We start from the raw sequence: 15,782 nt of genomic DNA, 5'->3' as shown, positions 1-15,782 counted from the left end.
CTCCCGATTTTTCTATTTTTTGACTATTTGGTGTTTCTTTAGGATTACTAAAGAATTTAGATTTTATTTACACTTATTTTATATTATTTTTAGAATTATGCAAGAAAACACAATCTGGATAAAAGGGATCTATATGGCTCCCTGATCCTCATAACCTTATGTTGGACACATGGACGCTACTTATCATCGATGATTGTGCCGCAGATCGGAAAATCTATCGTCGATATCTTTTGAAAGATCCGCACCAGTCCTACCAGATTTTGGAGGCAGACTGTGCAGAAGAAGGACTTGCTTTGTGCCAAAAAGTACGCTGCGATGTCATTTTGCTGGATTTTTGCCTACCTGATATGAGTGGGTTAGAACTTTTCGATCGCATCCAGCAGGAGATATTTAAGACTTCTGTCCCCGTGATTATGTTGACAGGGCGCGGTGATGAAGAAATTGCTGTGCAGGTAATGAAACGGGGTGCTTTGGATTACTTAGTCAAGCAAAATCTTACACAGGATGTGCTGCAACTAGCAGTCCGCAACGCCATTAAGCAGTCGTGCTTGCAAGCCCAACTGCTCAAAACTCAGGAGAGACAACGCCTAATTGCCACAACTGCTTTACGAATTCGCCAGTCTCTTAACCTAGAGCAAATTTTGAATACGGCTGTAGCCGAAGTACAGCAACTTCTGAAGTGCGATCGCGTGATGGTTTATCAGTTTGCCCCAGATACAGATGGCAAAATAGTCGCCTCATCAGTTGAGTCATACCGCACTGTGGCATTGTGCGATCGCTTTGGCGCTGGGACTGGAGAGCAGGGGAGCAGGGGAGCAGAGGAGCAGAGGAGCAGGGAGGAAGTTGCAGTAGGTTTTTCTCCTGTGCCCCTCCGCCCTTGTGCCCCTCTGCCTCTTGTGCCCAATTCCCAATCCCCAATCCCTTATATCTATGAGCTTGGCTTGTGTAATTGTGTCAGCCTAAAAGAGCAATTTAATACTAAGGCAAATCTGGTAGTTCCGATTAATCTGAGCAACAATGGGAACCCAACACCTAAGCTTTGGGGTTTACTGATTGCTCACCATAATTCCGGGGAGCGACACTGGCAAACTGATGATGCAGAAATGCTCAATGAAGTATCAGTGCAACTAGCGATCGCTATTCAACAGGCGGAATTGTTAGCCCAAACTCAAGCAGCTCTTGCCAAAGAAAAGCAACTCAATGTATTTAAATCCCAAATAATTACAACGGTTTCCCATGAGTATCGAACGCCGCTAACTTCAATTTTGGCTGCGGCATCAACTTTGGTAAAACATAGCCAGCAACTAGATGAGTCCAAACAACAGAGGTTCTTGGGAATCATTGAACAGAAAGCCAGGTATATGTCCAAACTCGTGGATAATATGCTTCTGGTTAACCAACTTGAACTGGAAAAACCCAAGTTTCAACCAATCTCAGTCGATTTACTGCAATTTTTTTCTGACCTTTTAGAACAAGAGCGAGAAACAGTAGGCGATCGCCACGAATTGATTTTTAAAATTACTGGTAATCATCATGGATTTTGGGGCGATCGCGGACTTTTGCAACAAATTTTTATTAACTTAATGTCCAATGCGATTAAGTACTCTCCAGATGGAGGTAGTGTAGAATTCCACCTGATCGGCAAAGAATCAGAAGCAATTTTTTACATTCAAGATAGCGGAATTGGTATCCCGATGGCAGATCAAGAAAATTTGTTTCAATCCTTCAGTCGTGGAAGTAACGTTGACACAATTCCTGGTACAGGCTTAGGGCTAGCGATCGCTAAAGCTTGTGTCGAGTTACATAGTGGCAATATTACTTTATCAAGTGAAGTGGGGCAAGGAACTAAAGTTACAGTTAGCTTACCGAAGATATGCCCAACTGGTCAACTATCCCCATCATCTACTTGATTTAGATAATTATTGATCTTGAATTTCTATCTTGCTAATTAACCATTCTTTGATTGTTTTCCCGCAAGGTTCAGAACTTTGGCAATCACTGACGTTTTCTAGAGAATAAGACATTTTTACTTTTTTGTTGACGTATTTCTCTGGTTCGCAAACCTCAAAGACTGCACCGACACCTTCATATACTTTGCCATTTCCATCGACAACAGTAACGTAGCATTTCAAGTCTCCGTTTTGCATATCTTTGATAGTACCAGAAATTGGATTATCGTTTTTAATTTCCTTGGATTGATTGTTTTTAAGAGATGTTTTTTCAGTTGATGCTGAATTAATAGTTTTTTTGCTGTTATCTAGTTTTGCTTGATTTACAGAAATAGATTCAGAATTAACTTGGATAGCTGTTGCAGTATTTACTGGATTAACTTTATTCTGTTGAGCAGAATTATTGCCAGAGTTACTACAACTCAAAATCAACATAGAGCAAAAAAACAATGTAGTAATGAAGATTGATTTTTTCATTTGATTTATGTTCCTAAAATATATTGATAGTTGTTTGGCTAAAAGCGCTATAAGAAAAATCTTTGATTGACAATAAAACCTTTCATGAAGTTTTCTATTATATTTCTTGATTATTACAGTTTTATGTCTTAGAAGTTATAAATGACATCGTGATATTTGCGGAAAATACTCGGCGTTATCTGCACTTTTTGGATATTATTCGGTAAAGTGCTTAGAGAATGTCTTGATACTGATAAAATAATGCTTAAATAAACTTTAATTGCTAAATATTAATGCTTTGAGCATTGAATAAGTATTTAATAGAGTTTAGAAACTGTAAGTATTGATTTTGTGTTATTTCAAGGTTTTCTCAACTTAAACAAACCATTTGACTGGACTTCCCACGACTGCGTAGCGCGAGTGCGAAAATTGTTGCGCCTCAAACGTGTAGGACATGCGGGAACCTTAGATCCAGCTGCAACAGGGGTTTTACCGATCGCACTTGGTAAAGCCACAAGATTATTGCAATATCTGCCAGAAAACAAAGCTTACAAGGCTACGATTCGTCTGGGCGTGCAGACTACAACCGATGATTTAGAAGGTGAAATCATTAATTCTCAAGCTTGTCCGGGATTGAGTTTAGCAGAGGTGAAAACTGCACTAGCACAATTTGAAGGCAAGATTGAGCAAATCCCACCGAATTATAGTGCAATTCAAGTGGATGGAAAACGTCTCTACGACTTAGCCCGCCAAGGGAAAATGGTGGAAGTTCCAGTACGAACAGTGGAAATTTTTCAGATAGATATTTTGGATTGGAGAGAAGGAGATTTTCCCGAATTGGATGTGGCGATCGCCTGTGGTTCTGGTACATATATTAGAGCGATCGCTCGTGACTTAGGTGCAATCTTAGAAACTGGTGGCACTCTTGCGGCTTTGATCCGTACCCAAAGCAGTGGTTTCGATTTAACAGATAGTCTCACTTTTAGCGACTTAGAAGCTAAATTGCAAGGCGGGACATTCCAACCTCTTGCCTCTGATGCAGCGTTACAACATTTGTTGTCTGTGACTTTACCAGCAACATCTGCTCAAAAATGGTGTCAAGGTCAGCGAGTTTCTCTGAACTCTGATGTTACTGGGATAGTGCGAGTTTATCAAGAAGAGACTCGCTTTTTAGGTGTTGGACAATTACAAGATGAAGTGTTGATTCCGCAAATGGTTTTTGAACCGATTTCTTGAAGAAGAATTCATGAGTCAGAATTCAGAAGTCAGAATTTAGGAGCAAAGCCAAAGACACTTCACATCCGGTAAGAATCAAGATATTCTCTACGAGTGGCTGCGTGTACCTCGGTGTAAGGGTAGGCGGACTCGCTACCTTCTTGCGCTATTCACTAATCGCACACAATTCAATTCTGACTCCTGACTCCTTTCTTATTAAACCAAATAACTCGTATTTGGTACGATCGCAAAGAAAGCATACTCGTACCAAGCAGTCCAGATGAAACTGCGAATCCATCGCTGACGCTTGTCGGGACTCAATTCATATTCAAACGCCCCACGAGATACATCAATGGAAGATAAATGAGAGTTGCAACCGCAGCCATGCTGATAAGTAAATCCGTATTTAGAAGCTATACTTTGCACCTTCATTTGAATAGCAAATACCTTACCTGCATGGAGTATGGCATCCCAAGCACGTTTATGCTCGATATCGCGCTGATCGAATCGCAAAGCACGTTCTTCAAAAATATGATCGCGGTAAATTGGTGCTAAATGCACGTGATAAAAACTTGCTGGTAGTTCATAACCAAATTCATTGAATAAATCTATGCCGATGCGAGCCACTTTTACTTCATCAGCGTAATTGATTCCTTTTGACTCCACATCGCGAAGAATTTCTGCAAAGTTCGGATAGCTGTGTTTGAGAAAGTCTTGCCCAAAAAACTCTAAGGTTTCCCATGCTAGTTGTGTAAATAGCTGGGAAAATGAAGGTATCAAATGAGCTAGTTGGGGGCGATCGCGAAATAAGTCAACATCACCACGTTCTAATTTATACAAAAATAGCTGTGCCATCTCAACATAGCTTTGGGGTTGGGAAAGTCCGACACTCGTGGTTCCTCTAGCAATGTCTTGCCATATAGAAGGTAGTTGAGAAACATGAACCGCATTTTCTCCAGCAATGACTGCAACAAGAGGACATTCGAGAAGTTGCATCGACAATCTCCTTAAATACTTTAATGTGTAATTTACCTTAAACGCTCGCTAAATCTATCTTCTGAACACAATAAAAAATGTTTGACAGACTGTCTTTTGACAACGAGCGCAATTTTATTTATAATTTTTGCGATATTGGCTATTAGTTATTTTAGGATAATTCATAATTCATAATTCAATTACCCATTCAAAGCATTCTTTTCACATACCTGCTATTTTCCTATATATTTTCTCACCCTTGACTAACTCTTCATAGTAAGGCTCATAAGAGGTGAATCTGATAGATTCTTGTCTTCCTAAACCTAAGATCCCAAAAGTACAAAGGCTATTATAAAACAGTTCGTGTACCCGCTTTTGAAGTGACTGATTAAAATATATCAGGACGTTACGACAAAGAATCACATTAAACTCATTAAAAGAACTATCAGTGGCTAAATTATGCTGGGCAAAAACAACATTTTCTCTTAGGGATGAGCGAAAAATTGCGTTATCATAAGCTGCTGTATAATATTCTGAGAAAGATTTCTTGCCGCCTGCTTTTAAATAAAGCTGAGTATATTCCTGCATCATTTTCAGCGAGAAAATCCCACTTTTGGCATTTTGTAATACCTTCTCATTCGTATCAGTAGCATATATGCGGCAACGGTGATAAAGTCCTTCTTCTTGCAGTAAAATTGCCATTGAATAGACTTCTTCACCAGTTGAACATCCAGCGTGCCAGATGCGAATAAATGGATAGGTTTGTAAGAAGGGAATAACCTGATTTCTGAAGGTATTATAAAAGCTGGGATCGCGAAACATTGAGGTTACATTCACCGTCAGAGCAAGCAAAAATCTTTCTAAATAGGGACGGTTGTGGAGTAATTGCTCTTGCAATGCAGAAACATTTGCTAATCCTTCTAATTGCATGAAGCCTTGAATACGGCGCTTGAGTGAGGAAAGAGCATAATTGCGAAAGTCATAACCGTAGTACTGATACAGACCCTCCAAGAGCAAGTGTATTTCTATATCCTCCAAGATCGGTTTGGGTAGAGACATAATACTCATAATTCATAATTCATAATTTATCATTCATAGATTTCAGTTTAACCAAGTGGCTCTTACTACTAAAACAGCGATCGCAATTATTGAAATTCCAGCTAGCCATCTTACCTGAGAGCGCAGATTTTTAATCTCTTGGCTCAGACTTTCTGTTTGTGGTATGGAATATGGTTCCAGTTGTACAACTTCAATAGCTACTTGTTCGGGTGTCTTTTGGGGATTTTCAAAAGAGACTTGCGTGTGTAGCCAATTAGTAATCAGTTGGGGACAGTTCTTTTTAAACCAATTTAAAGCTAAGGTTCTAAAAACTGGTTTAGACATTCGGGCAATTAATTTCATCACCCTGTTTAAAGGTTTCAGGCGAAGCTTTTGATTAATCAAATTGACTGAACCAACATCATAAAGACAATCCAGAATTAATTTTACAGTGGCTTCTTCACTGTTAATCAAGTTTTGCAGTAAAAGCAGAACATCACGCATACGCTCTGCTTCCATATACTTTTCTGCCAAGTTTTCTGGAGGACTTACTGAAGGATTTACAGTTGGATTTAGGGTATTTTGTCTTACTATCGTCATATTGGTAACATAGCAGCCGTAATAATGTCAGTACACCTATCTATCGAGAGAAAGATTTTTTATCTAGAGAGAGAACCTAAAAGCCAAAATTTATTCTTGAGAAACATGACTATATCGTGTTTATAAAAAATTTATTTGTCTAGTTTTGAGAAATTTTTTATCTACTTCTGGATAAATAAAATTTTTATTTAGATGCTAATACCTCAATTTGCAAAATTACCCGTTCTAATTCCTCAATTATTACAGTGCTTTCAGTCTTTTTAAAAGCCTCTAAAAGCGCCCGGTAATACCAAAGAGTACCTTCTTTACGCCCATGAAAACGTTCCCAAAGTGATTCGCCTAAAATGCGATAATCTTTGAGAATAGACTGGGCATTGTAAAGTTTATCCGCTGATGATACCAGCAGAACTGATGGGGAAGCAGTAGCAATATGAGCAATGTATGCCTCCTTGCGCTGTCGCCAAGGGGGTTTTGGAGTTGTATCAGCGTCAGTACAACCATCTACAATTGCCGTTACATTGTCACCAAAGCGACGACGAATTTCTTCTCGTGTTGCAGCGCCACCTTGATCTTCGATCGCATCGTGTAAGAGAGCTGCGATCGCTTCATCCTCATTTGCCCCGTATTCTAAAGCAATACTGGTAACACCTAATAAATGGGCAACATAAGGGACGCCTGAACCTTTACGAAGTTGGTTAGCGTGTAATTGGGTGGCGTAGGTAAGGGCCGCGGTAAAACGTTCTGAGAGCATTGTATAAAAAAGTTTTAGCAGTCAGAATAACTCAACTGAAATATTGGGTTTGTGTCAATTTTATAACAAATCGCTCCAAGTGCAGAGGTAATAAAGGATAAAAAGGGTACGGAGGGAAAATTGAAAATTGAAATTAGATAGACAACATTTAAATCTATATTCCATCGCCAGATAGATAAAAGTCTGCTGTTAGTTTATTAAATTTACTCAAGGATGTGCTTTTCAAACAACCTCTAAGAGTTAACTTACATAATGTTCAGACAATCCTGGATTAGAAAAACAGATTTTCGATTATCCGGTGATGGGAAAGTAGCACTAACTTCCAGCGTAAAATTAGTCAAGTCAACCCACTAAAAGTAGAAGTAGGCAAACTATCCTACAAGCTGAAGCTGATGTTAAAAACATTTCTTCAGCCGAAAAATGTAACGTTCATAAATTCAGGATACTAATAATGGAAACTACAGAAACAACACAAACAGGTTCAACACCTTTCCCAAATATTCCACCAGTTATTGAAAGTAACGACAGTGAGTATCGCGATACTGGTGTACCTAGTACAGTTGCGATCGCCGGACATCCCCTACACCCGTTGAGTGTGATCTTTCCCATAGCATTTTTAGCCGCTGCCTTGGGAAGTGACATTGGTTATTGGTTAACTGACGATTTCTTTTGGGCTAGGGCTTCGCTATGGTTAATCGGACTTGGATTAGGTGGAGGCATCCTTGCATCTGCGATCGGTCTGAGCGACTTTGTGAAAATTGAACGAGTCCGCAAGCGCGCCGCTGGTTGGACGCATTTGATACTTAACGTTTCTATACTAGTTTTATCGCTCGTTAACTTTCTCTTACGCTTAGGTGATGCTGAATCCCGAATCGTACCTTGGGGACTGTTAATCTCGCTTGTTGTCGGTACGCTAACCAGTGCTTCTGGTTGGTTTGGTGCTGAACTCTCCTATCGCCATAAAATTGGTGTAGTGGGTGGAGGTAGCAGAAGATATCCTTAAAGGATGTGTAAGGCAGTGTTTCGACTACGCTCAACAATCAGACAGGAGGCAGAAAGCAAGTGGTCACTGAGCGTAGTCGTTGCCGTGGTCACTGAGCGTAGTCGAAGTGCATCCTCTTGTAAAGAAGTCAGGCATAAGATAGAAAAAACGCAGCCCTTAACAAGATAGTTGCCTGAAGCTAAAAATCCAGTGACATATTATTATTTACAGCTTCTACTAAGAATATTTAGCAGCTATCGTTTGTATTTGATACAGTTTTGATACATCTTATGAAATGGGAATAATTTCGATCTAAGGTTTATCTAAATCAAAACTTGGGAGGATATTTCCCTTACACAGCAAGGCTTTTTAACCTATTGTACAAAAAAAATGTAGCTTGTTTAATTAATAACTGTATACTTTATCTATGTGGTGAAAAAAATTACATCCTATTAGATACTAATTATTTATATACACAAGTTTATAAAAATTGCAATTATACGAAAGGGTGAAATTGCAATATTGAAGTTCATACTAAATTAAGTTTAAAAAAGTGCGCGAGCCGTAACTTTCAGACTTTAAAGTGTTTTAATAAAGTTATTACCGAAAGTTTAGAGAAGCAAAAACATGAAAGGTTTCAGGAAGTTATCTTCAATAGCAGTATTGCTATTTGCCTTTGTGTCTCCGCCCTCATTAGCTGAAGCGAAAGATATTTCTCTAAGTAATGTTCTGAATGAACAGAGCGTTGCACCAGATGTTAACCTGGTTGGAAATAAAACCGGAGAGCTTTTGATTGCTCAACGGCGGTCAAGACGATACCAGAGAATCCGACGACGGCAGATAATCCGAGGACGGCAGCCCTATGGACGATACCAGAGAATCCGAGGACGGCAGCCCTACGGACGATACGAGAGAATCCAACGATGGCAGCCCTACGGAAGACGGCAGATAATCCAAAGACGGCAGGGCTTTGGACAACGCCAGATTATTGAACGACGGCAGCCCTACGGACGATACCAGATTATCCGCCGACGCTATTAGAGATGGAAGTGAAAATAACGTAGGCATAATACCCTTCTCCTAACGGAAAGGCTACGCGTAGCTTGCAAAAAGTGCTATGGGAAGCCTCCAGCTACATGAATTTTGCCTACTAAATATTTCGGATAAGGCAGATAATTAATTTCTAGAAATGTCTATTGAGCAATGGTGATCCAAATAAGCCAATTGTTAATAGGAATCTGGTGAAAAAGAATGTAGAGACCTAGCAATGTTACATCTCTACAAAGGTTTTGCATAACACATATTTCGTTCACCAGATGTCTAATGGTTAGTAGTTGTTCTATTAATCACTAAACATTAACTATAGTGGCTCACTTCAACCTGGGATTAATCGCTGGTATCACCTTAAAATTGGCGATTTTCCAAGGTTGTATCATCAAATTTTGTTGCTGAGATGCAAATTCAGTACTGACGGAACGCTCTAATAAATCTACTGTATTTCCGAGATTTAACCCTAAATCACTTTGCAAAGATAACTCGGCTGTTTCTCCGTGAGATTCATAACATCGCAGAATTAACTGCTGTGGATCATCTTCAGATGGCTTCAAGGCCATCAAGATTAAATTTTCAGCTGATAAATCTAGGAAACTTACTCCTTCAATAGTGCCGGTAGCGGTAGTGGAGGGTTTAGCCAGTGGCCAATTGAATATCACTTGCAACGGTATATTCAATTCATAGCCACGCCGTACTGTATGAGCTGATTCCCAACTATCAGCATGAGGATACAAGGTATATTTGAACTCGTGAAAACCTCGGTCAGCCTCTGAGTCTGGCCAATTAGAACTGCGTAGCAGTGTTAGGCGGAGTTGATTTGGTTTGCTGTCATAACCGTATTTACAATCATTGAGCAAACTGACGCCATAACGATTTGGGATTGCAGTATTTATCTGTGTTTCTTCTGCTGTTAAATCAGCCCAACGCAAAGCAGGAACTTCCCATTTTGCTTTCTCTGCGGGAGTTTGCGGTTTAGTTGGGCGGCGAATCGCGCCACAGGGAATTTCATAAGTAGCAAAGTCGGCTTCAATATTTAGAGGAAAAGCAGCTTTCACTAATACATGATTTTCTTGCCAATTGACAGTTGTAGCAATGTTCAGCAGAGGTGAATCAGCTTGCAGAATATAGTCTTGGCAAAATTCCGATTCACCCAACTGACGCATTACGCGTACACGACTTTGCACTGGGCCTTGTTCTAACCACTGAATAGATTGAAGATTTGTTGAGGGTAAGGGATGTTGAGCATAATTGGGGTCTATATTCCAAGCATCCCAATATTGCCCACTGTCTTTAAAAGCTTGCAGTTGATTCCCCGCTCCACTTAAAACTTCTCGCTGATAAGTTTTATCAAAAACACTTGATAAATCTCCCGTGTCAGGATCTATAACAACTCGCAAGAATTCATTTTCTAAAATCCAGTCTGGGAAGAGTGGGGGAGATGACGGAGAGACGCGATTCATCTCGTCTGTAGTGGAGTGTGAAGGGGAAAGCCAAAATATGCGGTAGCCTACGGGTGGAATTTCGGTGGCGAGAAATAGTAGGGTTGATGGTTCAGATAATTGGGAGACAAGCTGGTTTCCAAAAGCATCGTAAATCTGCCATTCCTGGGTAGTTGTTGGTGGTGTGGGTAAGGCTACAGAGATTATCTCAGAACGTTGCCAATTGAGAGAATTGAAAACAAAAATAGGTAGACTATCGGGTTTTGGTGGTTCTGATAGGGTAATGTGAGATGCGATCGCTAAAAGTGATTCCTGTAATATTTTCGTTCCCACTTGTTCCACTTGCTGCCATTGGGGCAAGGCATCTGTGTAAACTTGGGTAATTGAAGAACCAGGTAAAATATCGTGAAACTGTTGAAATAAAACTAATTTCCAAGCTGCTTCAATTTCTGCCTTAGGATATGTCACACCACAGCTTACAGTTGCCAAGGTAGCAAATAGTTCAGCTTGATATAATAAATTTTCACAACGACGATTCCAGCGTTTTTGATCTGCGTGGGTAGTGTAGCAACCGCGATGAAATTCTAAGTATAGTTCGTCATTCCAAGTCGGGAATAAGGGAGAATCATCACTACTGCCTTCTGCCTCACTTCGACTCCTTTCGACTTCGCTCAAGGCAAGTCGCTCAGTGACCACCTGCCTTCTGCCTCCTTTACTGATTTGCTGTAAATACTTTTCAGCCGTCGTAAATTCTAAGTCTGGAAATAAAGGAGACTTTTGCCAGCGTTGGGCGGTTTCTAACATATCACGAGTGGGGCCGCCGCCGTGGTCGCCGACACCGGGAAGCCAGAGAGATTCTGGTAAACCAGTTTGAGTTTGCCATTCAAGAGCGTAGGATGTCATTTTAACTGGATCTATAGCTTCACCGATGGGTGCAGACATCAAACTAAAGACTTCACTGCCATCAGGCGATCGCCACCAAAAAGCCCCATAATCAAATTTAGTAGTATCATTCCACCGCAACTTCTGCGTCACAAAATACTCAATTCCGGCATTAGCGAAAAACTGCGGTAAAGTTGCACAGAAACCAAAAGAATCTGGAACCCATTCCACAGTTGAAAACTTGCCAAATTTCTCCTGGATGTAGCGCTGACCATACAGTAGCTGACGGACTATTGATTCACCAGCAATTATGTTGAGTTCTGGTTCCACCCACATTCCGCCAACAACTTCCCAACGTCCGGCGGCTACCTGTGCTTGAATTGCCCTAAACAAATCTGGGCGATGTTCTTCAATCCAAGCATAAAGTGCGGGAGTCGAATGACAGAAAATTAACTCAGGAAAATCTGCTTGCAACTTCAGAACCGACTCAAAAGTATTTTGCGCCGCATTCCAAGTTTCACTCACAGGCCATAACCATGCTAAATCTAAGTGAGCATGACCCAACAGGAAAATTTTAGATTTTTGATCCCCCCAACCCCCAATCAATTGGGGGGCTAAGATGTCGGATTGAATTAAATTTTGACGTAGAGACAAAAACGATCTTACTAGCTCTTCCTTGGCGTCCTTGGCGTCTTGGCGGTTCGTAACCTCCCCCACCATCGCTGCTAAAACATCCAACTTCTCCGGTGCAAATTTTTCTAAATAAAGTTGCACTACAGCTAACTCATCAGCCACAAAACCCGGATCGGGATTATTATCAACATAAGACTCATAAACTAGGAGCGATCGCACTAAAGCACCATCACAATGTCCCGGACTCACTAAACGCAAAGCCACAGTGAATTCTTCCCCTGGCGTCACCCCCTGACTGAGAAGCACTCTCGGCGAACAATCAAATAAATCACCCTCCAGCACTAACTCGCCATTTACATAAATCTCAGCAGAATCCGCCCACCAAACCAGCGCCAGCCGCAAAGATAACCCCGCCAAAGGATAACCGTGTAAATCTTGAGGAACCACCAATCTTTGCACTAGCCATAGCACTTTTTTCCCGCCCGTCCAAGCAATATGTTCTTTAGCATTCAACTGGGCAGGTTGCCAATGAGACAAATCAGCAGCTACAACATCAGTAATAACTAAGTCAGATTCCTGATACAGCCACGTAGACTGGATATTAACTTGACAAAAAGAGCGTAGTTGCTCAATTGCTTGTGAGATAAATTTGGTCTGGGATTGAGAGACAGTCGGGGTCATATATTCGCTAAGATGAGGTGTTGGTCGTTTTTATTGTTTGGCGCGAGTCTCACAACTTAACAAGACTTGAACTGAAAAATTACTACTATGTCTTCTGGTTCCTCTGGTCGTTATCAAAGCAGACTATTTAACTTTGTCCACCAGCAATCTCGGCGGGTGACACAACAGTGGGAACATACCTTTCGGCATTTGCAAGTTGCCACTAAGTGGGGTGTTGAGGTACTACTTTACCCAGTGTATCTACTGTTTCAGTCATCTGAATCATCTGGGAAAACGCTACATACTAAAGAACCACAAACTAGATTAAAGTTACAACCAAATGATACCGATTTCCAGCCTGAAACTCTACCCAATGCTGATAGTCCCATTCAAAATGTACTAGAGGCAGTCAATCACCTGTCATCAGATGAACCCGCCTCCACTCCTACGAAAGCATCTGAACATTTCAATCCCTTGGCTTTATTGGGAGTTTTTCGGCTGAAATTCGTTGAAAAAAACTCTAATCTTACTCAATCATCAAATATTACGGCTAATCAAGCTGTCAGTCTCAACCCTTCACAATTAGACAATGCCCTTCAACAGCGTCTGCCAATAGTGCGAGGAATTGCCACAAATTTGATGAATCGAAATTTAGTACTTGTTACTGCCGACAATGAAATTATAGATATCTTAACACCCGAACAACAGGCAAAATTAGAAGACCGAATTATTAATGAAGTTGCTAATTACTGGCAGTCCTGGCGTTTGATTGTAACTAAAAAAGAAACGCAACTATTACCACAAATTGACCGATTATTAGCAAAACTCACTGACGTAAATCCAGCTAAAATTCCAGTTTTAGCGGAGGGTATGTCAAAAGATTTACTTAATACAGATAGATTAGTAGCATTTCTAGATATAGCCGTTGCTAAATTGGAATCGAATGCTTTATTCCCAGTGCAAGAACGTAGCCAGGAAGTTATCCAAGTAGCCCAAACTCAGTTAAACATATTTCTTTATGGCAAAGAGCAATTAGCTGCAAAGGGAGAAATTGCGACTAACGCTGATGGTTTAGAAACTCATTCACAGAATTTTCAGGCTTTGATTGAGGCGGCACTTAATTACTTTTTTGGTGTTGGTAATAGAAAAACACTTGAGACAACCACCAGTAATGAGAGATTGCCAAGTAAACTATTTCCATCACGCCTTAGAAAAGCTTTGTCCAAAAGCCCTCTGATAGAGAATCAGGATTTAACAAACGATCCTTGGCTAACGTGGAATGATTTATTTGGTGACAGCGAAACCGTTGCTGAAAAACCAGTTACACTTTCTGGGGGAATAAATCCTGCTTTAGCCCCAAGTTTATCAATAGGGCATTTTCCACAAAAGAATTTGAGTGTAAAACAACCTAAAGTCGGATCTGGTTTGGTACAAAGAAAAGAACCAAGTCGTAATCTTACCTCAAGTCGAAAAACATCTGGAAAAGTCGCCTCTGTAAAACAAACTCAAACCCGTATTTCCCAAACTAAAAGTGAGAGTCGTAAAGGGGAAATTTTGCAACAGCAATTTCACCAAAGCAGTCAAGTTGAGGCGCAGCCAGACTGGATAGAAACGAAAGCAACTTCAACTGGCTATGAAAAGCACCCCTTAGAGCAACTTCTGGAATGGCTTGATTATGTTATGGTCTGGCTAGAAGAGAGATTTGTCAAGATTTTTCAGTCGTTGCGGCAGTTATGGCAGGGGAAATAATACTAATTCGTAATACCTCGACTTCGCTCGGCACAAGTTCGTAATTCGTAATTAATACTTATCAGATTTCATCGGGGCTTACAATTTTTCAATTTAAGGATAATTTTGATTATCTATAATGTTATTGGTGGTTGTCTAAGTGAAAATTATTGTTTACTGTAAATACTTCAATTTTAAAAATCCATTAGATAAACCGAAAATTGAGACGTTTGTGGTAAATCTACCTCAAATTCCGAAGATAGGTGAAACAATTGTAGTCGAAAGAATTTCACCCCAAAAGCAGTTTGTAATTATCTTTGAATACATTGTGACAGCAGTGCAATTTAATGCATCTAGTGAATCGGTTGATGCAGCAGATGCTCAGGTAAATGCGTTTTTGAACCACTGTTGGGAGGGGACATCAAATTTCAAAGTGACAAACTTTTTAGAAAAATAATCTCTCACCACAATATATGATTGAGTAAATAACGTAACAGCTTTAATCCGGTTGGTTCAGAGTAATCGGTTGGTAAAAGAGCTAGCATCGCATTTTGCAATTTTTCCAAAGCGATGTCTACTTCCTGGCGATTTGGTCTGGTTGTTTGGGGAAAGTCTAATGGTTCGCCTACCCGAATTGTTAACTCTTTTCCTAAATAGAGATCGTGAGTTCCAATCAGCGCAACTGGAATAATCGGTACACCAGCCCGCAAGGCATAAATTACAGTCCCGCGCTTCAAGGGGAGATGTAATTGAGCTTCAGCAGTTCCTAGTCTTCCTTCAGGAAAGAGAATCATCCCATCCCCACGAGTCAAAATTGCCAGAATAATCCGGTCTATTTGTCGCAGTGTATGCATGTCTTCCCCTGTGGGTACTGTCTGTTTAATTGCTGTGGCTAGCTCAACTAAATCTTGCCTTCCTGCTTTAGCCGCTTCTATGACAGCAATTTCTTCTTTCCATACCCGTTCCAAAGGAATCACGCCTCCTGAAAAATCCAGGATGAAGCGCTTCCACCACTTGTTATACAGAGTACGAGCATCGCCCAGGATGTAATAGTAAGGTTGCGTGGGGAGTTCAGCTAAAAGGAGTAAAGGATCGATGTGGTGGAGATGATTGACTGCTAGAATTGCAGCTTTCTGAGGTATCCTTTCGAGGTGTTCGATCCTTACTTTAAAAAAGAAATGGATGAGCGATCGCATCACAAAACGACGCAGCTCAGGGTTGGCTCTAGGTTCGGAATGCCCTTGAATTATAGCTTCGAGGCGATTGAGAGTTTTTTCGATAATTTGGCGAACAGCGCGATCGCCAGCCGCAGCTACACCCTCTTTTACTCGCTTGATTGCTGCGGTACTCAAGGATGGCAAAGTTGCTGATTGTTTTCTATTTTCCTGCTGATGGCTAGATTTTGAGTCGGTGTGAACTTC

Annotated in this window: 13 protein-coding genes; 6 read left to right on the top strand and 7 right to left on the bottom strand. The window is 40.6% G+C overall.

The window, feature by feature from the left end; all coding sequences use genetic code 11:
* Positions 1-158: 158 nt before the first annotated feature.
* Complete coding sequence (locus V7K53_RS32000) at positions 159-1,910, top strand: hybrid sensor histidine kinase/response regulator (protein ID WP_335201506.1); 1,752 nt, start codon at positions 159-161, stop codon at positions 1,908-1,910.
* Between the two features lie 9 nt (positions 1,911-1,919).
* On the opposite strand, the gene V7K53_RS31995 is transcribed toward V7K53_RS32000, so the two are convergent.
* On the bottom strand, positions 1,920-2,426 hold the full coding sequence (locus V7K53_RS31995) for a hypothetical protein (RefSeq protein ID WP_335201505.1): 507 nt from the start codon (positions 2,424-2,426) through the stop codon (positions 1,920-1,922).
* A 330-nt stretch (positions 2,427-2,756) separates the two neighbouring features.
* Between V7K53_RS31995 and truB the strand changes: the two genes are divergently transcribed.
* Complete coding sequence (gene truB, locus V7K53_RS31990) at positions 2,757-3,641, top strand: tRNA pseudouridine(55) synthase TruB (RefSeq protein WP_335201504.1); 885 nt, start codon at positions 2,757-2,759, stop codon at positions 3,639-3,641.
* A gap of 195 nt (positions 3,642-3,836) precedes the next feature.
* Here truB and V7K53_RS31985 read toward each other — a convergent pair whose 3' ends face one another.
* From V7K53_RS31985 to V7K53_RS31970, 4 genes are all read right to left on the bottom strand, one after another.
* The gene (locus tag V7K53_RS31985) at positions 3,837-4,616 is read right to left on the bottom strand and encodes a hypothetical protein (RefSeq protein ID WP_335201503.1); all 780 of its coding nucleotides are present in this window, start codon (positions 4,614-4,616) and stop codon (positions 3,837-3,839) included.
* Between the two features lie 201 nt (positions 4,617-4,817).
* On the bottom strand, positions 4,818-5,654 hold the full coding sequence (locus tag V7K53_RS31980; RefSeq protein ID WP_335201541.1) for a CheR family methyltransferase: 837 nt from the start codon (positions 5,652-5,654) through the stop codon (positions 4,818-4,820).
* 42 nt (positions 5,655-5,696) lie between these two features.
* Positions 5,697-6,233 (bottom strand): hypothetical protein, encoded by a 537-nt coding sequence (locus tag V7K53_RS31975; RefSeq protein ID WP_335201502.1) that lies wholly within the window; start codon positions 6,231-6,233, stop codon positions 5,697-5,699.
* A 184-nt stretch (positions 6,234-6,417) separates the two neighbouring features.
* Positions 6,418-6,984, bottom strand: a complete 567-nt coding sequence (locus V7K53_RS31970) for an HD domain-containing protein (RefSeq protein ID WP_335201501.1) — start codon at positions 6,982-6,984, stop codon at positions 6,418-6,420.
* A gap of 451 nt (positions 6,985-7,435) precedes the next feature.
* Here V7K53_RS31970 and V7K53_RS31965 point away from each other — a divergent pair, with 451 nt between their 5' ends.
* Positions 7,436-7,987, top strand: a complete 552-nt coding sequence (locus V7K53_RS31965; protein ID WP_335201500.1) for a DUF2231 domain-containing protein — start codon at positions 7,436-7,438, stop codon at positions 7,985-7,987.
* Between the two features lie 606 nt (positions 7,988-8,593).
* A complete protein-coding gene (locus V7K53_RS31960; RefSeq protein ID WP_335201499.1) occupies positions 8,594-9,007 on the top strand; it encodes a hypothetical protein in 414 nt (137 codons plus the stop codon).
* A gap of 329 nt (positions 9,008-9,336) precedes the next feature.
* Here V7K53_RS31960 and V7K53_RS31955 read toward each other — a convergent pair whose 3' ends face one another.
* Positions 9,337-12,654, bottom strand: coding sequence for an alpha-mannosidase (locus V7K53_RS31955; RefSeq protein WP_335201498.1), 3,318 nt, complete (start codon positions 12,652-12,654; stop codon positions 9,337-9,339).
* 87 nt (positions 12,655-12,741) lie between these two features.
* Here V7K53_RS31955 and V7K53_RS31950 point away from each other — a divergent pair, with 87 nt between their 5' ends.
* Both V7K53_RS31950 and V7K53_RS31945 read left to right on the top strand, forming a co-directional pair.
* Positions 12,742-14,382, top strand: a complete 1,641-nt coding sequence (locus tag V7K53_RS31950; protein WP_335201497.1) for a hypothetical protein — start codon at positions 12,742-12,744, stop codon at positions 14,380-14,382.
* Between the two features lie 211 nt (positions 14,383-14,593).
* Positions 14,594-14,818 (top strand): hypothetical protein, encoded by a 225-nt coding sequence (locus V7K53_RS31945; protein WP_335201496.1) that lies wholly within the window; start codon positions 14,594-14,596, stop codon positions 14,816-14,818.
* Between the two features lie 4 nt (positions 14,819-14,822).
* Here the strand turns inward: V7K53_RS31945 and V7K53_RS31940 are convergent, their stop codons facing one another.
* Entirely contained in the window at positions 14,823-15,713 is an 891-nt protein-coding gene (locus V7K53_RS31940; RefSeq protein ID WP_335201539.1) for a lysophospholipid acyltransferase family protein, read from the bottom strand.
* Positions 15,714-15,782 lie beyond the last annotated feature (69 nt).

Origin of the sequence: Nostoc sp. (assembly GCF_036917355.1) — a bacterium.
GTDB lineage: Bacteria > Cyanobacteriota > Cyanobacteriia > Cyanobacteriales > Nostocaceae > Nostoc.
The sequence above is the reverse complement of the archived record's forward strand: the minus strand, read 5'-3'. Positions and strand labels throughout refer to the sequence as shown.

Bases quoted from the DNA above. Each gene is read 5' to 3' on its own strand.
- V7K53_RS32000 (WP_335201506.1), top strand. From the start codon at position 159: ATGTTGGACACATGGACGCTACTTATCATCGATGATTGTGCCGCAGAT.
- V7K53_RS31970 (WP_335201501.1), bottom strand. From the start codon at position 6,984: ATGCTCTCAGAACGTTTTACCGCGGCCCTTACCTACGCCACCCAATTA.
- V7K53_RS31950 (WP_335201497.1), top strand. From the start codon at position 12,742: ATGTCTTCTGGTTCCTCTGGTCGTTATCAAAGCAGACTATTTAACTTT.
- V7K53_RS31985 (WP_335201503.1), bottom strand. From the start codon at position 4,616: ATGCAACTTCTCGAATGTCCTCTTGTTGCAGTCATTGCTGGAGAAAAT.
- V7K53_RS31975 (WP_335201502.1), bottom strand. From the start codon at position 6,233: ATGACGATAGTAAGACAAAATACCCTAAATCCAACTGTAAATCCTTCA.
- V7K53_RS31965 (WP_335201500.1), top strand. From the start codon at position 7,436: ATGGAAACTACAGAAACAACACAAACAGGTTCAACACCTTTCCCAAAT.
- V7K53_RS31955 (WP_335201498.1), bottom strand. From the start codon at position 12,654: ATGACCCCGACTGTCTCTCAATCCCAGACCAAATTTATCTCACAAGCA.
- V7K53_RS31995 (WP_335201505.1), bottom strand. From the start codon at position 2,426: ATGAAAAAATCAATCTTCATTACTACATTGTTTTTTTGCTCTATGTTG.
- V7K53_RS31980 (WP_335201541.1), bottom strand. From the start codon at position 5,654: ATGTCTCTACCCAAACCGATCTTGGAGGATATAGAAATACACTTGCTC.
- V7K53_RS31960 (WP_335201499.1), top strand. From the start codon at position 8,594: ATGAAAGGTTTCAGGAAGTTATCTTCAATAGCAGTATTGCTATTTGCC.